Source organism: Idiomarina xiamenensis 10-D-4 (assembly GCF_000299895.1).
Classification (GTDB): Bacteria; Pseudomonadota; Gammaproteobacteria; order Enterobacterales; family Alteromonadaceae; genus Idiomarina; species Idiomarina xiamenensis.
Genome location: NZ_AMRG01000007.1, coordinates 49681 through 74715 on the forward strand (window position 1 = coordinate 49681; position 25035 = coordinate 74715).

Annotated in this window: 22 protein-coding genes and 1 tRNA gene; 2 read left to right on the forward strand and 21 right to left on the reverse strand. The window is 51.4% G+C overall.

Going from position 1 to position 25035, the window contains the following annotated elements; translation table 11 throughout:
• Nucleotide 1: 1 nt before the first annotated feature.
• Nucleotides 2-78, reverse strand: a tRNA-Pro gene (locus A10D4_RS06635).
• 241 nt (nt 79-319) lie between these two features.
• Between A10D4_RS06635 and folD the strand changes: the two genes are divergently transcribed.
• Nucleotides 320-1180, forward strand: a complete 861-nt coding sequence (folD, locus tag A10D4_RS06640; RefSeq protein WP_008488522.1) for a bifunctional methylenetetrahydrofolate dehydrogenase/methenyltetrahydrofolate cyclohydrolase FolD — start codon at nt 320-322, stop codon at nt 1178-1180.
• 47 nt (nt 1181-1227) lie between these two features.
• On the opposite strand, the gene A10D4_RS06645 is transcribed toward folD, so the two are convergent.
• From A10D4_RS06645 to topA, 11 genes are all read right to left on the reverse strand, one after another.
• Nucleotides 1228-1941: a TadE/TadG family type IV pilus assembly protein gene (locus A10D4_RS06645; RefSeq protein WP_008488523.1), complete on the reverse strand. Its 714-nt coding sequence runs from the start codon at nt 1939-1941 to the stop codon at nt 1228-1230.
• Nucleotides 1938-2954 carry a hypothetical protein gene (locus tag A10D4_RS06650; RefSeq protein ID WP_008488525.1) on the reverse strand — a complete coding sequence of 339 codons (1017 nt, stop codon included), beginning with the start codon at nt 2952-2954 and terminating at the stop codon, nt 1938-1940. Before A10D4_RS06650 ends, A10D4_RS06645 begins: the two co-directional genes overlap by 4 nt.
• On the reverse strand, nt 2938-3162 hold the full coding sequence (locus A10D4_RS14080; protein WP_008488526.1) for a hypothetical protein: 225 nt from the start codon (nt 3160-3162) through the stop codon (nt 2938-2940). Before A10D4_RS14080 ends, A10D4_RS06650 begins: the two co-directional genes overlap by 17 nt.
• A gap of 44 nt (nt 3163-3206) precedes the next feature.
• Nucleotides 3207-3650, reverse strand: coding sequence for a type II secretion system protein (locus A10D4_RS06655; RefSeq protein WP_008488527.1), 444 nt, complete (start codon nt 3648-3650; stop codon nt 3207-3209).
• A gap of 45 nt (nt 3651-3695) precedes the next feature.
• The gene (locus tag A10D4_RS06660) at nt 3696-4724 is read right to left on the reverse strand and encodes a type II secretion system F family protein (RefSeq protein WP_008488528.1); all 1029 of its coding nucleotides are present in this window, start codon (nt 4722-4724) and stop codon (nt 3696-3698) included.
• On the reverse strand, nt 4715-6028 hold the full coding sequence (locus A10D4_RS13630) for an ATPase, T2SS/T4P/T4SS family (protein ID WP_008488529.1): 1314 nt from the start codon (nt 6026-6028) through the stop codon (nt 4715-4717). Before A10D4_RS13630 ends, A10D4_RS06660 begins: the two co-directional genes overlap by 10 nt.
• Nucleotides 6029-6051: 23 nt before the next feature.
• Nucleotides 6052-6531, reverse strand: coding sequence for a hypothetical protein (locus A10D4_RS06670; protein WP_008488531.1), 480 nt, complete (start codon nt 6529-6531; stop codon nt 6052-6054).
• Nucleotides 6521-7807: a hypothetical protein gene (locus tag A10D4_RS06675; RefSeq protein ID WP_008488532.1), complete on the reverse strand. Its 1287-nt coding sequence runs from the start codon at nt 7805-7807 to the stop codon at nt 6521-6523. Before A10D4_RS06675 ends, A10D4_RS06670 begins: the two co-directional genes overlap by 11 nt.
• Entirely contained in the window at nt 7808-9304 is a 1497-nt protein-coding gene (locus A10D4_RS06680; protein ID WP_008488533.1) for a hypothetical protein, read from the reverse strand.
• A complete protein-coding gene (locus tag A10D4_RS06685) occupies nt 9301-9726 on the reverse strand; it encodes a hypothetical protein (protein WP_008488534.1) in 426 nt (141 codons plus the stop codon). Before A10D4_RS06685 ends, A10D4_RS06680 begins: the two co-directional genes overlap by 4 nt.
• Before the next feature lie 93 nt (nt 9727-9819).
• The gene (topA, locus tag A10D4_RS06690; RefSeq protein WP_008488535.1) at nt 9820-12444 is read right to left on the reverse strand and encodes a type I DNA topoisomerase; all 2625 of its coding nucleotides are present in this window, start codon (nt 12442-12444) and stop codon (nt 9820-9822) included.
• Between the two features lie 372 nt (nt 12445-12816).
• Here topA and astB point away from each other — a divergent pair, with 372 nt between their 5' ends.
• Nucleotides 12817-14154: an N-succinylarginine dihydrolase gene (gene astB, locus A10D4_RS06695; RefSeq protein ID WP_008488536.1), complete on the forward strand. Its 1338-nt coding sequence runs from the start codon at nt 12817-12819 to the stop codon at nt 14152-14154.
• A 66-nt stretch (nt 14155-14220) separates the two neighbouring features.
• On the opposite strand, the gene purF is transcribed toward astB, so the two are convergent.
• The 9 genes from purF to A10D4_RS06740 all read right to left on the reverse strand — a co-directional run bounded on the left by purF (nt 14221) and on the right by A10D4_RS06740 (nt 24960).
• Complete coding sequence (purF, locus tag A10D4_RS06700; protein WP_008488538.1) at nt 14221-15732, reverse strand: amidophosphoribosyltransferase; 1512 nt, start codon at nt 15730-15732, stop codon at nt 14221-14223.
• Between the two features lie 18 nt (nt 15733-15750).
• Nucleotides 15751-16239 carry a CvpA family protein gene (locus A10D4_RS06705; RefSeq protein WP_008488539.1) on the reverse strand — a complete coding sequence of 163 codons (489 nt, stop codon included), beginning with the start codon at nt 16237-16239 and terminating at the stop codon, nt 15751-15753.
• Nucleotides 16240-16348: 109 nt separating this feature from the next.
• On the reverse strand, nt 16349-16900 hold the full coding sequence (locus A10D4_RS06710) for an SPOR domain-containing protein (RefSeq protein WP_008488540.1): 552 nt from the start codon (nt 16898-16900) through the stop codon (nt 16349-16351).
• A gap of 18 nt (nt 16901-16918) precedes the next feature.
• Nucleotides 16919-18268, reverse strand: coding sequence for a bifunctional tetrahydrofolate synthase/dihydrofolate synthase (gene folC, locus A10D4_RS06715; RefSeq protein ID WP_008488541.1), 1350 nt, complete (start codon nt 18266-18268; stop codon nt 16919-16921).
• Between the two features lie 106 nt (nt 18269-18374).
• Entirely contained in the window at nt 18375-19253 is an 879-nt protein-coding gene (accD, locus tag A10D4_RS06720; protein WP_008488542.1) for an acetyl-CoA carboxylase, carboxyltransferase subunit beta, read from the reverse strand.
• 105 nt (nt 19254-19358) lie between these two features.
• Nucleotides 19359-20168 (reverse strand): tRNA pseudouridine(38-40) synthase TruA, encoded by an 810-nt coding sequence (gene truA / locus A10D4_RS06725; RefSeq protein WP_008488543.1) that lies wholly within the window; start codon nt 20166-20168, stop codon nt 19359-19361.
• 26 nt (nt 20169-20194) lie between these two features.
• Nucleotides 20195-22567, reverse strand: coding sequence for a FimV/HubP family polar landmark protein (locus A10D4_RS06730; protein WP_008488545.1), 2373 nt, complete (start codon nt 22565-22567; stop codon nt 20195-20197).
• 93 nt (nt 22568-22660) lie between these two features.
• Nucleotides 22661-23677: an aspartate-semialdehyde dehydrogenase gene (locus A10D4_RS06735; RefSeq protein ID WP_008488546.1), complete on the reverse strand. Its 1017-nt coding sequence runs from the start codon at nt 23675-23677 to the stop codon at nt 22661-22663.
• Nucleotides 23678-23787: 110 nt separating this feature from the next.
• Nucleotides 23788-24960 carry a 4-phosphoerythronate dehydrogenase gene (locus A10D4_RS06740; RefSeq protein WP_008488547.1) on the reverse strand — a complete coding sequence of 391 codons (1173 nt, stop codon included), beginning with the start codon at nt 24958-24960 and terminating at the stop codon, nt 23788-23790.
• Nucleotides 24961-25035 lie beyond the last annotated feature (75 nt).

Sequence of the window (25035 nt, forward strand, 5' to 3'; positions counted from 1 at the left end):
ATGGTCGGCGAGACTGGATTCGAACCAGCGACCCCTTGGACCCAAACCAAGTGCGCTACCAAGCTGCGCTACTCGCCGACTTTTACCTTTTGGCATGACCAACTGACTTGCTGCTGGCTGCCTCACAACGGGGGCGAATATTACCGCCTGCCCCCGTTATCGTCAAACCTTTTTTTGCTAAAACAAGCTGATTGCTTATTTTTAAGACAACCTGTCCGCTTTTCCATCATTTTGTGACAACCGTGCTGAAAATCCTGTAAAATTAACTACCTTTAGCTAAGCCATTCAACATTCAGCCCGAAGAAGATAAACAGCCAACATGTCAGCACAACTTATCGATGGAAAACAAATTGCTCAGCAGGTTCGTCAACAGGTCAAACAGCAAGTTTCAGAACGTCTTGCTGCTGGTAAGCGAGCACCTGGTTTAGCGGTCATTTTAGTCGGCCAAGATCCGGCCTCGGAAATTTATGTGGCCAGCAAAAGACGCGCTTGTGACGACGTTGGCTTCGTCTCTAAGTCGTTTGATATGCCCGCTGAGACAACGCAACAGCAGCTAGCCGAGCTAATTGACCAACTTAACGACGATGCCACCATCGACGGTATTCTGTTGCAATTACCGCTGCCAGCTGGGCTCAACGCGGTCAGCTTGCTAGAGCGCATACGCCCGGATAAAGATGTCGATGGCTTTCACCCATATAACGTTGGTCGCTTGGCGCAACGCATTCCGGCGCTTCGGCCTTGCACGCCAAAAGGTATTATCACGTTATTAGACAGTACCGGTGTCGACTTACATGGCTTAAATGCCGTCGTAGTAGGCGCATCTAATATTGTTGGCCGCCCAATGAGCCTTGAGCTTTTATTGGCCGGTGCAACAACCACCGTTTGTCATCGCTTTACCAACGACTTAGAAAAACACGTGCGTCGGGCCGATATTCTGGTGGTTGCAGTGGGTAAATCGGAGTTTATTCCCGGTGCTTGGATAAAATCCGGTGCTATTGTTATCGATGTGGGTATGAATCGTTTGTCTGATGGTCGTCTGACCGGTGACGTTGAATTTCAGCCCGCCGCTGAACGCGCCGCGTTTATTACGCCAGTCCCCGGCGGCGTAGGCCCGATGACGGTTGCTAGCCTGATCGAGAACACCCTGCAAGCCTGTATTGAATACCACAGTCAGGACTGAACATAAGGCTACGCGGAATAAATGAGCGGGTGACTACTGAAGAACAATTAATTGATGCCTTCACGAAACCCCGACTCCATCGCAAAACCGGCGCTTGCGGTTAACGCCATTAACGGCACCGCCATTGATTCTGCCGCTAATCGACAGGCTGACTGTCCGCTGACGTTGCTCAACAAGCTCAGTTTAGCCAATAATTGATTAACCACTGGCACCCGTAGCGGCAGACACCAGCGAACCTGTATGTGCAACTGGCGCGCCGCCAACCACCGCTGCTGAGTATCAGCATCGGTGCTTTGCAGTAATGCTAAACGCGCAGTCAACTGATCAATCGGCACCTCCCACAACCAACGATCTTGATCGGGCGCATAACGCCACTGCTTAAAAGTCTCCAGTTGCGTGCGGTCAGGCGTAATGCGTTGTAACTCTGCGGCGCGTTGAAAATGTAAGGTCTGCAGCGCTAACTGACGCTGCAACCACTGCGTCGCGGTTTGTCTAGACCACAAACGCTGCCAACTGTTTAACAACGCCATTTGCCCGACCAGCGTTCGCTCCATCACGCGCTGTTGGCCATGAGCCAAACTACCAGCTCGCGCAGCACTCATGGTCGCTAACTGCAAATGCTGCTGCGCCCAACTCAACCCTATTAACTGAATAATCGCCAACACCACAAATAGCAGCAACGGCATCATCAACAAGACTTCGATTAATGCTTGCCCACACGCTTGTCGAACGATAGACAACCCATGCTGTGGCAGACTCATTGGCAACCGCCGTTAGCCAAACACTGCTGCCACAAGTTTTGTAACTGGCTCAACTGTTGCCAGTTTTGGTTAACCGAACTGAAATCACTAACAATATCCTGCGCCTGTAGATATCCCACTTGAGCGCGATCAACGATGATCTGTTGACTAAATAACTGGTCAATATCGGCCTGTTCGATCTGTACATCCGTCGCTCGCACGGTATCACTATCAAGCGTGGCAGATTGCAACTGATGCGCATACAGTTGATTAGCGGTAAATTGCTCGCTGCGCAGCTCATCACTGACCGTCAGACGCTGTGTTAGCAATGCATTATCCGGATGCATCAAGCGCACTCGTCCATCGACAATCAACTCGTCGGCAGACACCGTTAAGCGCTGGCCATCGCTATAAATTTGAGTAGCACCAATTTGTAAGCGCTCATCGACCTGTAACCGTTCGCCGCGCCAAGAGTCAGCTTCGATATAATCGCCACGAAGTTGCTTGGCGTCTAACTCGGCGACATCACGAATATCGTGTTGTGCCATGTTCAACTCGGTTTGCATCTGGTTTAAATACGGACGTTGCGGCTGCGGCTGACGGTGTAACCATTGTTCATCGGCTCCCGCTTGCAACGGCGGGAGTAGCCAGCGCTGCTGCCGACTGCCTTGCAGCATCTTCGCCAGCCATGTCGCGAGACGCCTTGATGGCAGCTCAGTGGTCATCAACAGGCCTTGTGTATGCCGCTCAAATAGCCATTCACTACGCCACGGCCATTGCCAATGCGGTTGCCACAACTGAGCTTGCTGGAGATGCCCCAGATCATCGGCAAACTGATGGAATCGCTGATAATAAAGCTGCTGCGCTTGTTGTAAACGCTCGGTGAGTTGTTGCCATTGCTGTAACCTCGCCTGCTGCTGTTGCGAACTTAACCACTGCGTTAACTGCGCCAGCAATAGACCCACGATAGCAATCGCGGTGATAGCCTCTAATAATAACCAGCCAGCATGCTGACGATTATTCACTTGGCGCATACTGGCAGGCCTCTGACAAATCCAATTCAGCCACTGACGGCGCGACGATGCTAATTGCCGATAATCGATAGTGCCAAGCCATTCGCTTAATACAGCGCTGTTGTTCAGCATTGGGCTTGAGCGTCTGCCCTAACGCGCCAAGCTCGGGGTTTATTAACGTCCACTGGCTCGTCATCAGCATAAAAATCCATAGTAACTGCCACAACACAGTCACACCTCCAGCACATCTTTCAACACTTGTCCCATGGTGTCTTATCCCTGAAAGGTGGCGCTGAGCGTAGAGCCGGTGAAGCTGGCAACCACCGCCGTTTGCGCCAAATCATGCGCTAACCGGGCTCCTTCTGAGGCTCGTGTAATACCGGTTAAACGGATAATGTAACGCGTACTATCAGCACTATCGGCGCTAATATCGATAGCACCGCCCCATGGATTCATTGCCGTGCCGTCAAGCCAATGCGTCGGCACCGCGGCAATGGCAGATAAGGCTTGCGTGGTTACCCCATCGTACAAGCCCCGCTGCGGTTGCCACAACTGCACCCCAGCTTGAGCAGTGGCAATTAGTGCCTTGGCTTCACCAACGCGTGCGTTACTTAACGCCCAGTCACGCATTTTTAAGACTCCCAAGGTTGAAACCGCGATAATGCTGAGCACCGTTAACACTTCAATAAAGGTAAATCCGCGCTGAATAATTCGCATAAGCACTCCTTTGCTTGGCTCGTAATTGATTGAATAAATTAAAAATTAAGAGACAGATGCGGAAGAAAGCGTCATCACTTGCATAACGGCGCTAATCAGCATCCCCATTAATAACGCCACACAGGCATAGCAAATCAGCTGTAAGAACCAACTCAAACGTGTCGCAAAGTTAGCGGCATCCTGCATAGCGTAGTCAGCAGCATGCATGAGCACCGACGCCGCTCGTTTATCATCACGCCGACGCCAACCAGCCACTAACCGAAAATGTAACCGTGCAGGTAAAAACTGAGGTCGAAATAACTGCGCCACCTGACTTTGCCCTTTGTTCAGTTGTTCAGCGATATAGTCAAGCTGCCAGCGGCTGTAACGGTTCGCCTGAGCACGCATTAAAGTCACCGCGCGCAATAGCGACATACCCTGCTGCGCTTGCAAGGCTAACAAATAAAGTAGCTCGACTGCGGCCAACTGACGTTGCAAACAAAAAGCGCCTAAGCGCTGACACCGTAGCCGCCAATCGCCTATCATGCTCGGTGCAGCACGGCGATAGGCAGCAATGACTGCAGCGCTGACAATGATCAATAGCAATGCATAACGGCGCTGCGTGTCGGCCAGCCAGAGTAAGCTTTGCATGCTCAATGGCAGTGCATTGGCACCTTGCTCAAGTTTTAGTGGCGTGAGTACCCTACTCGCGATTACGTGCAACGCGGCAAACGACATCAGCAGCAACACCACGGGATACGCCAATGGCCGCCACAAATGATTTAAAATGCGGCTTCGGTGCTGCTGCAATTGTGCAAACTTTAGTAATTGTTCGGCAAACTGACGAGAGCCGGCCGCCAACCCACATAAATACCTTAAATCATCGTCAAGCCAAGCCTGACAGTCCGAGCTAAGCGGACGCCCGGCATGTAGATTATCGGTAAAGCAACGTAATAATTGTGCCTCGCGTGTCAAACGATAACGCTGAGCCTCAACCGCAAGCTGTCGCAACGCCTGCGGCAGCGCGATGTCCTGTTGTAGCCAGTGGGCAATATCGCTCAGTATCGCTAGCTGTCGTTGCCGGGCTAAGCGCATCGTTCGAACTCGGCTAAACGTGGTTGATATTGCTGTAACTGGCGTAGAAAGCCATCGTCAACCACAACGCAGTCAACCAACAGCTGCGGCGTTGTGGTCTGCGTTAGGCGCTGATGCAGTAGCAAGCGTAGTACGCCAGCTTCGGCCTGTGCCTGATAACTAACACCCAGATCGGCTAGACGTTGACAGGCGCCCAGTGCCGACGCCGCATGAATCGTTGCAGTGACCAAGTGTCCAGTCAATACCGCTCGATAAGCGGCAAGCGCCGTCTCTCGGTCTCGTATTTCGCTGATCGAGAGAATATCAGGGTCTTCGCGCAAGGCTATCTTCACCATCGCCGCAAAATCTCGCTGCGGATCACCAGGTTTGACTGGTTTTTGCTCGATATAAGGCTGCTCTATCTCGATCGGATCTTCTAACGAAATAACTTTCTTATCCGGTTCAATCAGGCGATTTAGGCCAGCTAAGGTGGTGGTTTTCCCTTGTCCCGTGGCACCAATGATCAGAATTAAACCGCTATGTTGTGCTAAGGCTAAACGAAGCTGGGCGACGACTTGCGACGGCATGCCTAAATCGAGCAGATTCTTTGGTTGGTAACGCGTATTTTGCAGCAGGCTACCCTGCTGAATACGTAAGGTGACGGCAAAACCATCGACACAGGGCGATTGCTGCAACCGTAAGCGCAAATCAACGGTGCTCGCCTGACTGTCCGAATAAAATTGCAATTGCAAACTGGCATTGATCAAGCTCTGTTCGTCAAACACTTCGTTGAAGTCTTCTGAGCAATTGTTCAATGATGCAGCAATCGCCTCCACCATTGCCTCACGACTACGCTTTATCGGTGTAGTCAGGCGACCCTGCTGGCGAAAACTCAACAACGCAAAGGTTGGTTTAAAGCGCAGGTGAACATCTGATGCAGACAGACTTAACGCCTGCTCGACGATATCCTGCAAACGCTGTTGAGCACGACTGTCGGCTAACACCGTCGCATCTTGTTGATAGCTCTGCTGACGCCGTCGTTGTGCTTCTTCCAGTAACGTGCGAATGGTGGTTAACGACGCGTAAGCTAGCTGTAACTGCATGACGCCACTGCGCTGCATCAACCAACGCAGGTTTAAAAGTACTTGTGGCTGACGGCTAGGTAAATCAGGCGTGGTTACTAATAAACCACTACTGGTTGCCAGCATCGCTAGCCTTAAATTTTGCTGCTGCCAGTGGTAAAGACATGCCTGACAATAACTGGTCACCGTTTCAGGCAATTCACTGCCCTCTAACTGCTGTAAGGTCAGTTCCTCGGTTTGCATAGACACTCCTTGTCTAAATTATCTTAAGGCCAGCGAATTAAGCGTTGTCGCTCACCTTGTTGTAACAATAAGCCGTTATCCTGCAAGCTCACATCGATGTTTGCCCAAATACGTGACGGTTGACTGAGCTCGAGTTGCTCACCTCGCCAATCTAAAACCGCTCGCCAGTGCCCGGCGGAGCGCCAAAAACTCACTAAGCGAATGGCATAAAATGCCTGATTCGAATCACTTTGCGGTTGCCGCAAGGCCGCGATTGAGACGCGTGCTTCGGCAATTTGTAACTCCCGCTGCAAACGCTTAGCTTGCACATCGGCAAACTGCAGTTGCAGTTCGCCTAAACGCAGTTCCCCGAGTAACGCTTGCTGTTGCTCTAACTGTGGCGTCGACGGTGACTGCTCGATAGGTGCCGGCAGCGCTTTGTGCGCCAACACGAGACTGAACGATGCCGCCACTACCCGCAGCAAAAGCGGCAGGTTAAACCCATTTAACCGATTAATTAGCATGCTTGTCCCCTAGCGTTCGCGAATGTGTTGGTGCATCCACCCGCCTCAGCTCGAGTAGTCCTTGAAGCTGGGAGCGACTAACCTGAAGTTGTGCATTACCGATAGTTAGCGCTTGTCCATCGAGTATGTCTGCGATCTGCGCCAGCGTATCAGGTAAAGCTTGCTGCAATGGCACCTGTAACTGTTCAGCTTGCCGCCTGAGTGGTTGCCCGAGAAGCTGCTGTAACTGCTTTTGTAGGCGCCAAAGCGGAAGCTGTTGCAGCTCAGACCAGCGCTGTAATGCTACACGCCCTACGGTGACATTCAGCTCACCCTGTGCGACAGCTAACGTAATGTCACCGTGATTAATGGCTGCTAATTGAGTCGTTGATGGTGGTGCCGCGGCGGCAGTCGTTGCCACAAAATGCAATTGCCAACCTGAATCAAAAGGCTGAGTAGATGCACGCGAACGTTGGATACCCAATAACTGCCACTGTGGCCAAGCTAACGACTGCAACAGCAAGCGACGTAACTGGCGTAACTCGTCAGCCGCGGTGGCGACCTGCCTGCTCTCCACTACGCGGGGCATTTTTTTAACGATAGCTTGCTCTGGTATAGTGCTTGCCAGACGCTGCTGTTGCGCTCGCCAAAACGCTATTGCAAGCAGTAAAGCGCCACTCAAAAGCAGCAGCAATAGGCCCAAGCGACCATGGCGCCGAATTTTTTCCAGTATATCCATGCGCTGTCCGCGCCTGACCAGCTTAGCACTACGTAACAGCTGCTTCGGGCTTGCCCGAGTCACCAGAGGCTCACTCGCCATCACCTTGACGTTGCTGAGTTGGCATTGTTTAAACCAGTTCTGCTGCTGTAAGCGACTGCGCCAGCTCTGGCACAACACGCAAGTGCGCTCAATACTATCGTCGTTTGCTGGCGTGGCTTTTGTCGCCGTTAACCATGGCTTCAAGTAGGCTTCCTGATGGCCGAGCAGTTGCTGTGTATTGACCTCGCCAACATAGAGCTGGAATGGCGCACACCAATACAAAATGCGTGTTCTATCACCGTATTGATGCAAAATCAGTAGCCACTCAAACCGCTGGCAGAGAGAGAAGTAATCAAGCTGCCATTGCGCCAGTGGCCGCTCGGCGGCGACCAACCAGGGTTGTCGTTGCCAGAACATCAGCGCGCCATAGTCTGCACCCGTTAACCGCAACCATTGTCGCAACTGTGCCGTTAAGCCTTGATGAGCACTTAGTTGTTGCCAAAAAAGTGGGTTCTCGGTCACTTCTAACCACCACATTTAATCAATACTCCCGCTAAGAATATGTGGCGTGATGAGAAGCAATGTCTCAACCTGTGAACGCTGTTGTTGACGACTACCACCTAACCACCAACGGCCAAACGGATGCTCTTGCTGTTGACTATAATGATGTTTACGCAAGCCCGATAACAACAAGGTTTGACCGTCTTCGATCATGGCTTTCATAAAAAACTTTTTACGTGTGGTGTGCGGCGTTTGAATACTCGACTCTCCCGATGACACCCTGTCGATGCTGCGCAAATCCGATAAACTGGTGGAGAGCTGCAACAACACTTGCTTGCCCAAAATTTTCGGAATCAAATAGAGTTCAAAACCCGTACTCACCACACCCGGCACCAGAATGTCGTTGGAACCCACATTGGCAGTGCTACTGCTACCCGACGAGGCTAAATAGGTAGCGTTATCTTGCAGTACCAATTTAGCAATTTGGTTGTTCAGGCTCAGCAAACGCGGCTGATTACTAACCCGGACTTGCCCCTGAGCCGCTAACGCCGATAGCAGTAATGAAGAGCCCGATGCGCTACCTGTTATTTGCTGCAACCCTAAACTCAGCGCTTGCTCGCTATCCAACAGCTGCGCACCGTTATGTAGAAAGTTGCTTAACGTGCCGCCGCCATTTAACTGCTGCAACCATTGCCAATCGATACGTTGCTGTTCGCCGTCGTCAAAAGCCACATCGATGACATGTACATCAACCGCCACCTGTCTGGTTAAACGATGGTTCTGCTCGTTAATATAATCCCGCACACGAGCCACGTTAGCCGGCAAATCACGTACCAATAACGAGGTCGAACTTTGATTAATCACTACCTCGCCCTGTGCCGACAACAACAACGATACCGCCGCCTCTAAATCTTGCCACACCGATAAATCCTCGTGGCGAACATTCAGGTACTGACTCTGATTATCGTTAATGGGGTTGGCGTTGGCGGTTGGTAACTGTTGCCCGAAACGATTACTGACGGTGTTGGGTGTTGCCTCTTCGCCCAGCAAAAAACGTGTGCTACCGACCAAAAATGCAATATCGAATTCGGCCACTTGATAGCGGTACCAACGCACTTGTTGACGCTCAATGCTGTACCCGTATCCGGTTTGTTGCGCCAATTGCCTGAGCAAATCGCCTAATGCGCCATGAAAAGTCAACGTCACCGTTTGTCGGGCATCAATATGTTCACTAAAAAACTGATTCACCCCGGTCTGAGTAAACGCTTGCCGCAGCGCATCTGCCAGAGCAAAGTCATGAAAGCTAACGTTGATCTGGCGACTATACCAGCTCGGTTGTTTGGCTATGTCGGCCGCCAGCGGTGGCGCATACAGTTGTTCGCTAAAAATCACCGTATCGGTCTGCGTCGCCAACGACCAGCGAGGGTCATCCGCTTGCCACTCCTGCGCCGGCTGCTGCGGGCTGGATTGCCTAGCAAATTGACAGGCACTGAGTACCAACATGCCAGTGATGATGACTGCCGCACGGATCATGTCAGGCGCTGCTTGCCAGCGAGCCGATAGCGCACCACCGCGCTGCTATTTGGATAAATGATGACTTGCAAGCCATAAGGTGACAGCACGCGCCGTAATAGTGTGGCCCAACTATCAGCCTCAACCCGGTGGTCGGTCGGCCATTGATGATGCGGCGAGGCCTGCCAATCAATTAATCGAATCGACAGGTGCTGAGTGAGTATCGCGCGAACTTGCTGCTCTAGTGACCCCGCGACCAATTGCATGCTGACCTGGTTAGGCAACGAAGGCTTTGGTTGCGCTTGCAGTTCAGCCGAAACTGCGGCGAAATCTAAACTGGCGCACTTACCCTGAGCAGACCAAACCGGACGAGCCAGCGTACAACACAGGATTAATGGAATAGCGAAAAAGGCGCGCACAATTGGCGCCTGCGGGGTGGTCATAAAGCCTCCTTGCCCGAGCCCGTTGAAGCCTTAAAAGGTAGTCTTCAACATGGCTGTGGACAAGGTTAGGCAGTCTGATTCAAGTGTCAGTTTTTAACGTTTTTTAGCTTCCGTTTCGACCCACTTGCCTTGCTTGTAGTGAGCTTGCCAACCGGTTTGCTTCTTATTTTTCTCGGTCACCACATACTGCTCTTTATTCTTACGACTAAAGCGCACGATGGCGGGGTTACCTTCATCATCTTCCAGCGGCGCTTCCGCTAAATAATGAAATTTCTGCGGAATACGATCTTTAAAGCGGCGCAGTTCCTCAACCGTTACCGCCCGTGTTTCACGCGATTTCGGGAAGGTATTAGCCGATAAGAAAATACCCGAGGCGCCATCACGTAGCACAAAGTAGGCATCCGAGTTCTCACAGGGTAACTCCGGCAGCGGCACTGGGTCCTCTTTAGGTGGCGCTGGCTCACCATTTTTCAACAGTTTGCGAGTATTCTTGCAGTCGTCATTGGTACAACCAAAGTATTTACCAAAACGCCCGGTTTTTAACTGCATGTCGCTACCGCAGCGGTCACACTCGATGGTCGGCCCATCGTAGCCCTTAATACGGAACTCTCCCTGCTCCAGAATTTGCCCATCGCAGACCGGGTTGTTGCCGCACACGTGCAGCTTACGCTTTTCGTCGATTAAATAGCTGTCCATCGCCGTACCACATTTCGGGCAACGTTTCTTGGCACGCAAGGCCTCGGTTTCCAGCTCGTCATCGTTGCTAACTTTGACCGCTTCTTCGCCGGGTTGCAGGTTGATGGTTTGCGTACAGCGTTCTTTCGGCGGCAAATTGTAACCCGAACAACCTAAGAATACGCCGGTGGTCGCGGTGCGAATACCCATCTTACGACCACACTTAGGACAGTCGATATCGGTCATAATTAGGTTGTTTTCGCGCATACCACCTTCGGCAGAGTCCAACTCTGCGCGTTCTAAACGCTGCTTAAACTCTTCATAAAAATCGTCTAGGGTATCGGTCCAATTACGTTTACCGGCGGCAATATCGTCCAGCGCTTGTTCCATATCGGCGGTAAAATTGTAGTTTAATAGCTCGGTAAAATTCTCAACCAAGCGGTCGTTAACAATCTCACCCATTTTTTCGGCATAAAAGCGACGGTTATCGACGCGTACATAGCCGCGATCTTGAATGGTCGAAATGATCGACGCATAAGTCGACGGTCGACCAATGCCACGCTTTTCTAATTCTTTGACTAACGACGCTTCGCTATATCGCGCTGGCGGTTTGGTAAAGTGTTGCTGAGGGTCGAGTTTATCCAGATCCAAGCTATCGCCTTTGTTGATGTCTGGCAATTCAGCGTCTTCATTTTTCTTACTGTTAACCGGCATCACCGCGGTCCAACCGGCAAAGCGCATGACCCGGCCACGGGCTTTCAGTTGATAATCGGCAGCACTGACCGTCAAGGTGGTTGAATCATAACGCGCTGGCGTCATTTGACAGGCGACAAATTGACGCCAAATTAAGTCATACAAACGCTGAGCATCGCGATCTAAGCTACCTAAACTGGCGGCTTTAACTTTCACGTCAGACGGTCGGATGGCTTCGTGCGCTTCTTGCGCATTACTTTTTGCACCGTAACGATTGGGCTTTTCAGGCAAATACTCATGACCATAATCGCTTTCGATTAACTGCCGACAGGCATTCACCGCTTCCTGACTCAAGTTGGTTGAATCGGTACGCATATAGGTAATATGACCAGCCTCGTATAAGCGTTGCGCCAAGGTCATGGTCTTCTTCACGCCGAATCCCATGCGAGTGCTTGCCGCTTGTTGCAAGGTCGAGGTAATAAAGGGCGCCGAGGGACGACTTGAGGTCGGCTTATCCTCACGGTCTTGCACCACATAGCTCGCCTTTTGCAAGGCATCGACGGCTTGTTGCGTCTGCTGTTCGTTATGGGCCTCGAACTTTTTACCTTGATATTTATCTACCTGCATCCGCAATGCGATTTTTTCTGCGGTGCTCAAATCGGCATAAATATCCCAATATTCTTCCGGTACAAAGGCTTTAATTTCCCGCTCACGCTCTACCACTAAACGCGTAGCTACCGACTGCACGCGGCCTGCCGACAAGCCTCGGGCAATTTTTTTCCACAATAGCGGCGACACCATAAAACCCACCACACGGTCCAAGAAGCGCCGTGTTTGTTGTGCATTCACTCGGTGTAAATTTAATTGCGCCGGTTCGGCAAAAGCCTCTTTAATGGCTTTTTTGGTGATCTCGTTAAACACCACTCGACTAAAACGCGAGTCATCACCGCCAATCAGCTCGCGCAAATGCCAAGCAATCGCCTCCCCCTCGCGGTCCAAATCCGTCGCGAGATAAATATGGTCGGCTTTATCGGCCAGCTTTTTCAGCTCTTTAACGACTTTTTCTTTACCCGGTAGCACCTCGTAATGGGCCTGCCAATCATGCTCGGGGTCGACCCCCATACGCGCAATCAGACGCTTATGGTCGCGCTGTTGCTGATATTTTTGCTTTGCTTCGGGCGACATTTTTCGCACTTCTGCCGCCGATTTACTCTTGATGGTTTCGGTGGCCTTGGTGGGTAAATCGCGCACGTGGCCGACACTGGATTTCACCACGAAATCGTTTCCGAGGTATTTATTAATCGTTTTCGCTTTCGCTGGGGACTCGACAATAACGAGCGACTTAGCCATGGGTGATAACGTCTCTTATATTGTATGGTGAGTGGCAAACAGGGCTTTATATAAGTGTTCAGCGCCAAAGATGCAAGGACAGTGTGGAAATTTGTCCATTTTATTCGTTCTTTTTTAAGGTATATCGGTAAACTGCCACAGACTCAACCCGTCTGCGTCGAATCAGATAAAAATTCGTTCCCAGACAATAACCATCCAGTTCGACCGAAATCGCGCTAACCCCTTTAAAATAAAGGCTTACAAGGCGGTAATGGATACGTATAATAAGCCTCATTAAATCACTGTAGACAATCGTCAGGATTGTCGTATCCGTTGTCGCGCAGCGTGGTATGCTACAGCAAGTTGCCGTATTTAAGGAGTATAACCGTGAGCATGAAGCACTTTGAAGTCAATTTCGACGGCCTAGTCGGCCCCACCCATAATTACGCAGGCCTGTCATTTGGTAACGTCGCTTCGTTAAATAATGCCAAATCCAGTTCCAGCCCGCGCGACGCCGCCAAACAAGGCCTACAAAAAATGAAGGCGTTAGCGGATATGGGATTGCAACAAGGCGTGTTAGCGCCGCAGGAGCGCCCAGATATTTATGCACTGCGCCGGTTAGGGTTTTGTGGTACCGATGGTGAAGTATTACAACAAGCGGCGCAACAAGCACCGGCGATTTTTCAGGCAGTCTGTTCAGCATCGAGTATGTGGACCGCTAATGCCGCAACGGTTTCGCCCAGTGCCGATACCGCTAACGGTAAGGTACACTTTACTCCGGCTAACCTGACCAACAAATTTCACCGTTCGTTAGAGCCACAAACAACGGGGCGTATTTTAACCGCGATTTTTAATAACGAACGCTATTTCCAACACCACGGACATCTGCCCGACAACGAACACTTTGGTGACGAGGGTGCGGCCAACCATACACGTTTATGCAGCCAATACGGACACGCCGGAGTGGAGGTTTTTGTTTACGGTCGTCATGCCTTTGATAGCAGCAAACCTGCGCCAAGCAAATATCCTGCTCGACAAACGTTGGAAGCCTCACAAGCGATTGCGCGTTTACACGGTTTAAGTGACGACAATACCGTCTATGTACAACAAAACCCGGATGTCATTGACCAAGGCGTGTTCCATAACGACGTGATCGCTGTCGGCAATCAAAATGTGCTCTTTTATCATCAGCAGGCGTTTGCAGAAACGTCGGCGAAATTGCAGGAAATTCAACAGAAATTCGGCGATGATCGGCTCCATTTCATCGAAGTGAAAACCAGCGAAGTCAGCGTCGAGGACGCCGTTAATACTTACTTGTTTAATACTCAGTTAGTCACCTTAGATAATGGCGATATGGCCATCATCGCACCGACCGAGTGTCAGGAAAACGATGCAGTGGCTGCTTACCTGGCCGATCTGGTTAGCCGTGATACCCCCATCCGTCAGGTACATTATTTTGACGTTAAGCAGAGTATGCGTAACGGTGGCGGCCCAGCTTGCCTGCGCTTACGGGTGGCATTGAACGATGAGGAATTAGCGGCGGTTAATCCGCACAGCCTGATGAACGACGCGCTGTTTGATCGTCTCAACCAATGGGTTGATAAGCACTATCGCGACCGTTTAAGCGTCGATGACCTACGCGATCCGCAACTACTCGATGAATCACGTAGCGCCCTCGACGAACTCACGCAAATTATGCGCCTCGGCTCGGTCTATCCTTTCCAGCGCTAACTCGATACAAAAAACCCCTGAGGGTTAAGTGGCCCGCAGGGGTTTGTTTTATCCACAGTCGACGAATTAGTCGTTGTCGTTATGTAGCTCGAGGTTGGCGTCTTCGCTTTGTTCGCCGTGGCGAGCTTTGTCGTTACGCGCCGCGTCTAGGCGATCTAAGTAATCTTGGTTGACGTCACCGGTAATGTACTGGCCGTTGAAAACCGAGGTTTCGAAGCGCTGCAACTGCGGATTTTCCTCTTTCACGGCGGCAATCAAGTCGTCCAATTCTTGATAAATCAAGCCGTCGGCTTTGATCAGGTCACAGATTTCTTGCCCTTCACGACCGTGACCGATCAGTTCATTGGCGCTTGGCATGTCGATGCCATACACGTTAGGAAAGCGGATCTCAGGCGCTGCCGAAGCAAAATAAACCTTTTTCGCGCCCGCTTCACGAGCCATCTCAATGATTTGTTCCGAGGTAGTACCACGCACGATAGAGTCATCCACCAACAGCACATTTTTACCAGCAAACTCTTTGCTAATCGCATTCAGTTTACGCCGCACTGACTTACGTCGTTGGGTTTGACCTGGCATGATAAAAGTACGGCCGATGTAGCGGTTTTTAACGAAGCCCTGACGATAAGGTAAGTCCAATACGTTGGCCATTTCCAATGCGATATCGCAAGAGGTTTCCGGGATCGGGATGACCACATCAATATCCAAATGCGCGTAATCACGCTTGATCTTCTCACCCAGTTTACGGCCCATGTTAACCCGTGATGCGTATACCGAAATATTATCGATAAATGAATCGGGGCGCGCGAAATACACATACTCAAAAATGCACGGACAGTGCTGTGGCTTGCTAGCACACTGACGCGAGAACAATTCACCCTGTTCGTTGATATAAATCGCCTCACCTGGCTCTACATCGCGCATATAGGTGAAACCCGTACCATCGATAGCAACGCTCTCAGAAGCCACCATATATTCGTTACCATCGGCGGTTTCGCGCTTACCCAATGCCAACGGACGAATGCCCCACGGGTCACGGAACGCCACTAAACCGTGGCCGATGATCATCGCTACAACGGCGTAAGCGCCTTTAGTCTGTTCATGCACCGAGCCTACGGCTTTAAAAATATCTTCATGATCAAGGTGTAGTTTACCGGCACGGTCCAGCTCATGAGCAAAGATGTTCAACAACACTTCAGAATCAGAGGTGGTATTAATATGACGCCGAGCCGACTTAAACAGGTTCTCTTGTAACGCGTCAGCATTGGTTAGGTTACCGTTATGCGCCATCGCGATACCAAACGGCGAATTGACATAAAACGGCTGCGCTTCGGCCGAGCTAGAGCTACCGGCTGTCGGATAACGGGTATGACCGATACCAATATTACCGGTTAAGCGATGCATGTGACGTGTATGAAACACATCCCGCACCAAGCCGTTGGCTTTGCGCAAGCGCAGCGTATTATGATCTACCGTCATAATCCCCGCTGCGTCTTGGCCGCGATGCTGCAACATGGTCAGGCCATCGTACAACGCCTGATTGACCGGTTGCTTACCGACTATTCCAACAATACCGCACATGACCGCTTTCCTCGTCCACTATTGGTTGATAAGAAAACTCGAGGAGTTCTCTAAGTAACTAAAAAACCATTGAATAATGACCCCAAAATGCGGGATCAATTGAGATTTCTGCCACCACTCGCTGCCCGACAGGGTGGTAAACGAATCGATACAAAACAGCAGGGCCGCTACAATCAAGACACCACGTAAGCCGCCAAACACTAAACCTAGCACCCGGTCGGTGCCAGAGAGGCCGGTGCGTTCCACCATTTGCGACAAGATGTAGTTGAGCAGGCTGCCCAAAATCAGGGTGGTGATAAACAAGATGCCAATCGCCGTCGCATTACGAAATAGCGGGTCGTCGATTTGGGTCAGATAAACAGCCAGATCGGGATGAAAGTGCCCGGCGATAAAAAACGCGGCAATCCAGACAGCCAGAGAAACGGCCTCTTTCACAAAACCACGTACTAAACTGACCAATATCGATAGAACGATAATGGCGATAATGGCGTAATCAATCCAGACCATGTCAACCTATTGCGGTGCTGTTCGTCAAGACCGGCGAAGTTTAACAGAACTGAACGAAAATTGCGCCCATTTTTAACGCCGACGATGACTCAGATGTAAGCCAACACCGTTAAGGCTGATAGCTAACCACGGTGCCGTTGAGTTCGGTGAGCGCCTTTAATTCTGGCAGTTGTTTTTCTAATGCCTGCTTTGACGCATCCGGCCCGACTAAAAGTCTTGTCAAACTTTTGCCATCGCTACTGCGCGTAGTCTCGGAAAACGCATTGAAGCCTTTACCCTGTAACTGCTTAACCAAACGCGCTACCGAGTCGGCATTACGAAAAGCACCTAACTGAATAACATAACCCGGCTCATTAGCGACAACCGTTGTTGCCACCTCTCGCGCTGGCGCTTTAACCTCGCTGTCATTATCAATCGCGGCCGCCTCATCAGCGTTGACTGATGGCTCGCTGATAGCAGCAGTGTCAATCGGCGTGCTTTCTGGTTGTGCTGGGATAGGCTTGGGTTGCTGCGGCTGTAGGTCAACATAAGGTTGTTCAGGTATTTGTTCGAACGACTGCTGCGAGGGTGCCTTACCATCAAAAAAACTGGGCACGATAATCACCGCCAAGGCAACCAGAATGACGCTCCCAACCAGACGATTTTGCAACTGACTCGCCACACCGAACTCCTCTTGTATTTAGTCTACTGCGCCTTGCTGCGCTAACACTTGGCCTACAGTGTAAAACGAGCCGAACACCAATACCAGAGGCTTGTCATGCTCACCACGCTCAGCGGCACGAGTGGCATCTCGCAATGCCAGCTGCTGCGCCGTCGTTAAAGCTTGCTCGACGCCATCATGGATAGTCGCAGGGGTATCACTAGCAAGTTGCTGATAGGCACTCTGTAGTTGCGCTGCGCTGGCTCCACGCGGCTGGCTCAGGCTGGCAAAGAACCACTGCTGTAACTGTGCCGCTAGCGGCTTATGTAATGCCGCTAAGGTACCCTCGATGTCTTTATCGGCGAGCATACCGACCACCGCATAAAACCGTCGCTGAGGATAATATTGTTTCAGGTAATCGGCTAAAAAAGTTGCCGCATGAGGATTGTGCGCAACATCTAGCAAACAGTCCGGGCGGTTTTCTGTAGCCGCTAATAACTGTAGACGACCAGCCAAGCGCGCGTGACTTAATCCCTGCGCAATCGCCTGTGCCGATACCGCTAATGGTAATGCTTCTAGCGCAGCAATCGCGGTTGCCGCGTTAGCCAGCGGCAATTGCGGCATCGGTAACTGTGGTAACTGAATCGCTTGGCTGTGATAGTGCCAGCTCGACGACTGCTGTTGATAGCTAAAGTCTTTACCTACCTGGCGCCAATCGCAGTTTAAATCCTGAGCCTGCTTAAGCAGACTTATCGGTGGCTCTGGGTCACCACAAATGGCGGCTCGTCCGGCGCGGAAAATGCCCGCTTTCTCACGCCCGATACTTTCACGGTTGTCGCCCAAAAAGCCAATGTGGTCAATACCAATACTGGTGACCACAGCAACGTCGGCATCGACCACGTTTACGGCATCTAAACGACCGCCCAAACCGACTTCTAAAATCACTACATCCAACGCTTGTTGCTGGAACAACCATAACGCCGCTAAGGTACCAAATTCAAAATAAGTGAGACTGGTGTCGGCGCGCGCGGCTTGCACCGCAGCAAATGCTTCGCTGTGTTGTGAGTCATCTAATAATGCGCCATCAATGCGCACACGTTCGGCATAGCGATATAAATGCGGCGAACTATAAACACCGGTGCGATAACCCGCCGCTTTTAACATTTGCTCTAAATAAGTGACTGTAGAACCCTTGCCATTGGTGCCACCAACGGTGATCACATAGCGTGCCGGTCGCAACACCGCTAGCTGCTCGGCGACCTTCGCGGTGCGCTCTAGCCCCATGTCGATCTCGCTACTGTGAATCTGTTCCAGATAGCTCAGCCAAGTGGCTAGCGGGCTCGCACTCGTTGGTACGGTTTGGCTTGCTGACGATGGTTGACTGACCATAATTGGGATGCCCTAAGGTTAGCTCGGTGGATTTAAAAAAAGCGGCCCACAGGCCGCTTGTTTAACATCAGTGACTGCTTTATCGCAATGCTTCTTACGCTGCCGATTACTCTGCCGGCTCCACTTGGTCGGCCTCAGGTTCCGGCTGTTGGGTAAACTTAGCCAACAAAGCGGCCAGTCGCTGACGCATTTCGCGGCGGTCAACAATCATGTCAATGGCACCATGATCAAGCAAGAACTCGGCACGTTGGAAGCCCTCTGGTAGCGTTTCACGAACCGTTTGCTCGATCACCCGAGGACCGGCAAAACCGATCAGTGCTTTCGGCTCGGCCACATTAATATCGCCGAGCATGGCCAAACTGGCCGAGACACCACCCATGGTCGGGTCAGTCAATACCGAAATAAAAGGAATCCCCTGCTCGCTCATACGTGCTAATGCCGCCGAGGTTTTTGCCATTTGCATCAATGACATTAATGCTTCTTGCATGCGGGCACCGCCAGATGCCGAGAAACACACTAACGGAATTTTTTTCTCGATGCATATTTCGGCGGCTTTAACAAAGCGTGCACCCACCACCGATGCCATCGAGCCACCCATGAAATTAAACTCAAACGCCACAGCAACAATAGGCATACCTTTTAGCGTGCCTTTTTGCGCCACTAACGCGTCTTTTTCGCCGGTACTCTTTTGCGCAGCAGCGATGCGATCTTTGTATTTTTTAGAGTCGCGGAACTTGAGTACATCTTTGGGTTCTAGCTCGGCACCGATTTCAGTTGCACTGCCGCTATCAAGAAAACTTTCCAAGCGACGGCGCGCGGTCATGCGCATGTGGTGACCACACTTTGGGCAAACCTCTAAGCTACGCTCTAAATCGGCGCGATACAGGATCGCGTCACACGAGCTACATTTACTCCATACCCCTTCTGGGATATTGCGACGTTTATTAGCCTTGGGTTTGGCAAGAATTTTTTCAATCCAGCTCATAGTACTTTACGAACACCTTCTCAACGGTCGTCGATAGATTGGTTATTGCCGTCATTAAAGCATATCGGCGGCAGAAGTTGCAGTAAAAAGTGGTCTTAACTGTGCTTAGGGATGCAAATCGGCAGTCAAATCATCGGGTAACCAAAGTGGGCCGATGCGACCTTTGGGCAGCTTGAACTGTTGCGGATAGGTCACATCGACTAAATACAAGCCGTCAGCTTTAGCGGTAGCGGCTGCCACGTTGCGATCTTTTGCTGCTAACACTTCGGCAAGCCAAGCCACCGGTTGCTCACCACGACCAATAACCATCAAACTTCCGACAATATTACGTACCATATGATGCAAGAAGGCATTCGCGGCGATATCGACAACGATAAAGTCGGCGTAACGTTGCACGCGTAAATGATGAACACAACGCCAAGGGGTATTCGATTGACACTGAGCCGCGCGAAACGAGCTGAAATCGTTTTCGCCAAGTAACGCTGGTGCCGCTGCCTGCATACGCTCGACATCGAGGGGTCGATGATGATGAGTCACGCCGTTGCCGAGAATGGCTGGTCGATATTGACTATTATGAATCAGGTAACGATAGCGCCGCGCGCTGGCGCTGAAACGCGCATCAAACTGGTCGCTCACGGGACAAGCCCAACGCACCGCGACGTCGGCTGGCATATTGCTATTTACACCCATGGTCCAAGCAGCGTCACGACGTGCTTGCGAGACCTCAAAATGCACCACCTGACCGGTGGCATGTACGCCGGCGTCGGTACGTCCTGCGCAAGTCACATTGACCGTCTCATCGGCCACTTTCGACAGCGCCTGTTCCAGTACTTCTTGCACGCTGATGACTTCGCGCTGGCGCTGCCAGCCGTAGTAGCGGCTGCCATCGTATTCAATCCCCAAAGCAATGCGCATAGACAACTCCCTTATGCGATGCGTGGCTATGACTGAATGCGCTGTTTCAGAGCGCTGGCCTCAGCCGCCAGTTCTTCATCATCGCCAGCGATGATCTGATCAAGCAACTTCACGGCTTCGTCATAGTCTTCCATTTCAATATAAGCTTGCGCTAAATCCAACTGCGCTGCCAAGCTATCTTCTTCATCGGCGGTGTCGTCACTATCAGTCGTGTCGGCGCCGCTGGTGTCGCCCGGCAATAACTGTTCGATTGACGACTTATCATAGGGATCAGCAGCATCGTCTTCCGCCGCACTGGCCTCATCGATCAACGCATCGATATCGACAAAATCTTGTTCAGCGTCTTGCTCGAACAAATCCTCTAAAGCCTCATCAGCCTGTTGTTCGGCATCCTCGATCTGTTCCTCCGACAACTCCTCGCTAGCCGCTTGCGTTGGCTCTTCAGAGGGTGCCTGAGCGCCGTCGACTGCTTCGTCATCATCAGCCTCGTCCTGAGTGGGCTCAGCAGCGGCTGGCTCGCCCTGTTGGACGTCGGCAAGGAGCGCATCAATATCGTCAACATCGGCGATTTCTTGGTCGCCGTCATCACCGCTGTCAGCGTCATTGCGGCTCTCATCAACCGCGTCATCCGCTTGCTCAGCCTCTCGTTCAACATCTTCTTCAACATCGGCTGAGTCATCTTGTTCTTGCAACTGCTCTTGCAGTCGCTCTGATTCCGCCAATAACGATTCTAGTTCGGTATCGACCTGCTCCGTTTCCGCTTCATCGACACCCAGTTCCGACAACATATCATCGACCGACAACTCTTCCTCAGCGTCTTCGTCAGCAGCTATGGCGCTGTCTGTAGCAGGCTTATCGTTGGCGACATTGGCGTTATCAAAGTCTTCCGGCAACAGACCTTCCAGTTCATCGTCGCCAACTGCATCGGTGCTTAACGCATCGTCATCGGTGCTCGCCGCTGTCTGTTCCTCAGCGCTAGCCAATTCGCTGGAGTCGTGGTCGGGCTGCGGTTGTTTGTCGCTGGCAGCAGGCGCCGGTTCGGCATCGGTATCAATGCTAAAGTCGATGGCCGGTTCACCGTCTTCGGCGAACAATTGATCCAGTTCATCCTGACTCAGCTCGCCACTGGCATCGCCGTCATCTTCAGCAAATAGGCTATCGTCTTCATCGTCGTCTAAGCGAACGTCGTCGACTGGCGTAGTTTGTGGTTCATCGGCAGGCTTATCGGCGGGCAGCTCGGATGCCGCGAAGACATCCATATCATCGGCATCAGCAGCCGTTAACATTTCGTCTTCCAACGAACTTAAGTCGAGGCCGTCGTCGTCCGTGTTGCCACTGCGATCGGTCAACTCGTTATCCAGCGCCAGCAAATCGTTGCCTTGCTCGTCACCGCTGCCCATCAACTCTCGGTCTAAAGCAGCGGCAGCTTCTTCATCGGACATCTCACGGGTCTGCTCCGGTACCTCAACATTATCGCTGGTAGTCGGTTGCTCGCGACGCCGCATAAAAACAAAGTACAGCAAGGCGATGATCAAAGCCGCCGGCAACAAGGACATTAACGCGATGTTTAACGGCGAACTAAACCATTGACTCCAACTATTTTGTTCGGCCAACTGCTGCTGACGACGTTGTTCTGCCAACATTTGTTCTTGCTGTGCCACCAGCTGCTGCAATTGCTGCTGTAACTCGCCATCATCAGACATGCGTTGTTGGAGGTCGTCAATTTGCGTTTTTAACTCGTCTAAACGCTGTTGTAGCGCCGAATTTTCGCTATAAACGCGCTCTAGTGCGGTCATCGACTGCGACACTTGTTCACGTAATTCGGTAAACTCCTGTTGCTGTTGTTGACGAACTTCAGCAACGGCTTGCTGGGCTTGCTGCCGAGCATCGACCAGCATTTGTGTTTGTTGCGCCCGAATCGATTCGGTCTCGGACTGTTGTTGTTTTATTTGTTCCGCTTTTTCTTGTAACTGCTGATCAACCAACACTTGCCGGCGTGCGGCCTCGGGGTTAACCATCTGAATTTCTTGCAGACTTGGAATGCGCAAATAAAAGCCATCAAGCATACGGTTAAGGTTGCCGTTAGCAAATGCGCGCGGGTTAGCTTGCGCGATGGCTACCATGGTTTGATATTGCGATACGCTCGAATGAGGACGAAATCTCTCGGCAATGGTCCAGAGCGTATCTGCCGAGGAGATAGGTCCGTAACGCTCCTCTCCAAGCCGCACATCACGGCTCTCTGAACCACGTTCGCCCTTGATCACGACACCGTCTTGCGCGTGCAGGGTGACGCTGCTACATAACAGCGTTAGCGCCGTGCTTACGCCAATAAAAAAACGTCCGCTGAAGGTATTAGCAGCCAGTAAGCGAAACGGTTTAGCTTTGCGCGTGTCGTTCATAATCCCCAATCTACCTACCATGGTCATCGTTCAGTGTTATTAGCAGAGGCGCCGGCTTTTTTAACGGCGCCAATGCCTATAACTTTATTATTTTTACAGGTAATCGCGAATTAAATGTTCCGCAATTTGGATACTGTTAGTTGCCGCTCCCTTGCGAATATTATCGGCAACGACCCATAAGTTTAAGCCCAAAGGATGAGAAATGTCATTACGAATACGCCCCACAAAAACCGCATCTTTACCGGCCGCATCGCTGACTTGTGTCGGAAACTCTTCGCGGTGCTCGACCAATTCGACGCCCTCGGCCTGACGCAATAAATCGCGCGCATGTTCAGCATCAATGGGTTGTTGTGTCTCTAAATGTATGGCCTCAGCGTGGCCAAAAAACACCGGCACGCGGACCGCCGTGGCATTCACACGGATATTACTATCGCCCAGAATTTTTTGCGTTTCCCACACCATTTTCATTTCTTCTTTGGTGTAATCGTTATCTTGGAATACGTCGATTTGCGGAATGCAATTAAAGGCAATTTGACGGCTAAAGTTTTCTACCGTTGGCTGTTTACCGTTGAGTAACTCGGCCGTTTGTCGAGCTAACTCCTCCATCGCTTCTTTGCCTGCACCCGACACCGACTGATAAGTCGCGACGTTAATACGGTCAATACCCACCGCGTCGTGAATAGGTTTTAGTGCTACCATCATCTGAATGGTGGAGCAATTGGGATTAGCAATGATATTACGGTTACGAAAATCGGCTAGCGCCGACGCGTTAACTTCAGGAACCACTAGCGGAATATCGGCTTCGTAACGAAACTCCGAGGTATTGTCGATAACCACGCAACCGGCTTCTGCCGCACGCGGTGCGTAAATTCTAGAGACACTACCGCCAGCCGAAAAGAATGCGATTTCAACTTGTGACCAGTCAAAATTTTCCGCATCTTCGACGGTTAACTCATCACCCTTAAAATTAACCGTGGCACCGGCAGAGCGACTACTGGCAAGCGGGAACAATTGCCCAACCGGAAACTCTCGCTCGGCTAAAATTTCCATCATGTGTTGACCCACTAAACCGGTGGCCCCTAACACGGCGACATTAAATGAACGCGACATGACATATCCTTACTGACTGATCATCGATAAATAAAATGCGACAGACAATAACAGTGAGCGACATAAGCCCACCTTTACTTGCTTTAGTTGACGTTTCTCGTTGCTGACGGTTAACCCGCTATCACAGTAAATCCGAGTTGCTGCATACGCTCTGCTACTACCGCATCACGCGTCAACACGCGGTCACACGCCAATTGTCTGCGCTGACGCGCTGCGTAATCGCGCCGCGCCTGATCAAAACTCAACGCGCGCGTACCTTGTTGTTGCCACCAGCGGTGGTCGTCACGCACGTCATAACGACTAAGTATTGCCGCCTGCAGCTGTTCTGCTGTCGGCATCTCGGGCCATTGCCACTGTCGGCTAGCCGACGCTGGCAAATAGTCTGCTAAATTAACATCGCAAGCGCGCTTCTGCCAGCGACAAAACGCCTTGTACAAGCTTAACCCACCACCGGCTTTGCCCTCAACGCTATGCCCGGCGATATGCGGCGTGGCAATCGCTACCCGGTTCGCAAGGCATGCGTCCACATGCGGTTCAGATTCCCACACATCTAACGCCAACTTTAAGGCTGCTGGGGTCTGTTGTCGTTGCCGCAGCGCGGTATTATCAACCACCGCACCGCGACTGGCATTAATGAACAACGTGTCTGCGGCTAATTGCGCTAGCGCATCAGCATCAAATAAATGGTAAGTCGGATGTTGGCCGGATTGAGTCAACGGCACATGGCAACTGATGATATCGGCGCTGAGCACTTGTTGCCAGTCGTCATGCGCTAACAAATCTTGGCGTTTGACGCTGTCACAAAAAGCACTCTGTAATTGCGCTAACAAGGGTGGATCGTAATAGCTCACCGTTAGCCCTAACGCTTGTAAGCGCCGCCCGCTGGCTCTGCCGGTATGACCGGCGCCAATAATAGCAACATGCTGCTGACTATCGATGATACTGGCGCCACCCAGTGCCAATACACAACTTAACACGTATTCAGCGACCGAATCGGCGTTAGCACCCGGCGCGCTGGCAAAGGCAATGTTTCGTTGTTGTAACGCCATTTGGTCGACATGCTCGGTGCCGATGGTCGCAGTACCGACAAAACGCAATCGCGGTGCTTGCGCTAATAGCTCGGCGTTAACCGCAGTAATCGAACGTACCAACAAGACATCACAATCGGCCAATTGTGCAGGCGATGGTTGCCGTTGGCTGTAAGTATGAAAGGCACTGACACTATCAAGCGAGGAAAATAAGGACTCGACCAGTGGAATGTTACTATCGGCTAAAACTTGCATGCGCCACCTGAGTATTCATTAACTCAGGTGAGCATACCTTAAAGCGTGGCTGGACTGTAGCCCAGCGCCACGCTT

Excerpts from the sequence above, each read along its gene's own strand:
- A10D4_RS06645 (WP_008488523.1), bottom strand. The coding sequence starts at position 1,941 with ATGAGTCTGCCACAGCATGGGTTGTCTATCGTTCGACAAGCGTGTGGG.
- accD (WP_008488542.1), bottom strand. The coding sequence starts at position 19,253 with ATGAGCTGGATTGAAAAAATTCTTGCCAAACCCAAGGCTAATAAACGT.
- A10D4_RS06655 (WP_008488527.1), bottom strand. The coding sequence starts at position 3,650 with ATGCGAATTATTCAGCGCGGATTTACCTTTATTGAAGTGTTAACGGTG.
- A10D4_RS06685 (WP_008488534.1), bottom strand. The coding sequence starts at position 9,726 with ATGACCACCCCGCAGGCGCCAATTGTGCGCGCCTTTTTCGCTATTCCA.
- A10D4_RS06650 (WP_008488525.1), bottom strand. The coding sequence starts at position 2,954 with ATGCGCCAAGTGAATAATCGTCAGCATGCTGGCTGGTTATTATTAGAG.
- astB (WP_008488536.1), top strand. The coding sequence starts at position 12,817 with ATGAAGCACTTTGAAGTCAATTTCGACGGCCTAGTCGGCCCCACCCAT.
- folD (WP_008488522.1), top strand. The coding sequence starts at position 320 with ATGTCAGCACAACTTATCGATGGAAAACAAATTGCTCAGCAGGTTCGT.
- A10D4_RS06735 (WP_008488546.1), bottom strand. The coding sequence starts at position 23,677 with ATGTCGCGTTCATTTAATGTCGCCGTGTTAGGGGCCACCGGTTTAGTG.
- A10D4_RS06740 (WP_008488547.1), bottom strand. The coding sequence starts at position 24,960 with ATGCAAGTTTTAGCCGATAGTAACATTCCACTGGTCGAGTCCTTATTT.
- truA (WP_008488543.1), bottom strand. The coding sequence starts at position 20,168 with ATGCGCATTGCTTTGGGGATTGAATACGATGGCAGCCGCTACTACGGC.
- A10D4_RS06660 (WP_008488528.1), bottom strand. The coding sequence starts at position 4,724 with ATGCGCTTAGCCCGGCAACGACAGCTAGCGATACTGAGCGATATTGCC.
- purF (WP_008488538.1), bottom strand. The coding sequence starts at position 15,732 with ATGTGCGGTATTGTTGGAATAGTCGGTAAGCAACCGGTCAATCAGGCG.
- A10D4_RS06730 (WP_008488545.1), bottom strand. The coding sequence starts at position 22,567 with ATGAACGACACGCGCAAAGCTAAACCGTTTCGCTTACTGGCTGCTAAT.
- topA (WP_008488535.1), bottom strand. The coding sequence starts at position 12,444 with ATGGCTAAGTCGCTCGTTATTGTCGAGTCCCCAGCGAAAGCGAAAACG.
- A10D4_RS06705 (WP_008488539.1), bottom strand. The coding sequence starts at position 16,239 with ATGGTCTGGATTGATTACGCCATTATCGCCATTATCGTTCTATCGATA.
- A10D4_RS06680 (WP_008488533.1), bottom strand. The coding sequence starts at position 9,304 with ATGATCCGTGCGGCAGTCATCATCACTGGCATGTTGGTACTCAGTGCC.
- A10D4_RS06675 (WP_008488532.1), bottom strand. The coding sequence starts at position 7,807 with ATGTGGTGGTTAGAAGTGACCGAGAACCCACTTTTTTGGCAACAACTA.
- A10D4_RS06670 (WP_008488531.1), bottom strand. The coding sequence starts at position 6,531 with ATGCTAATTAATCGGTTAAATGGGTTTAACCTGCCGCTTTTGCTGCGG.
- A10D4_RS13630 (WP_008488529.1), bottom strand. The coding sequence starts at position 6,028 with ATGCAAACCGAGGAACTGACCTTACAGCAGTTAGAGGGCAGTGAATTG.
- folC (WP_008488541.1), bottom strand. The coding sequence starts at position 18,268 with ATGGTCAGTCAACCATCGTCAGCAAGCCAAACCGTACCAACGAGTGCG.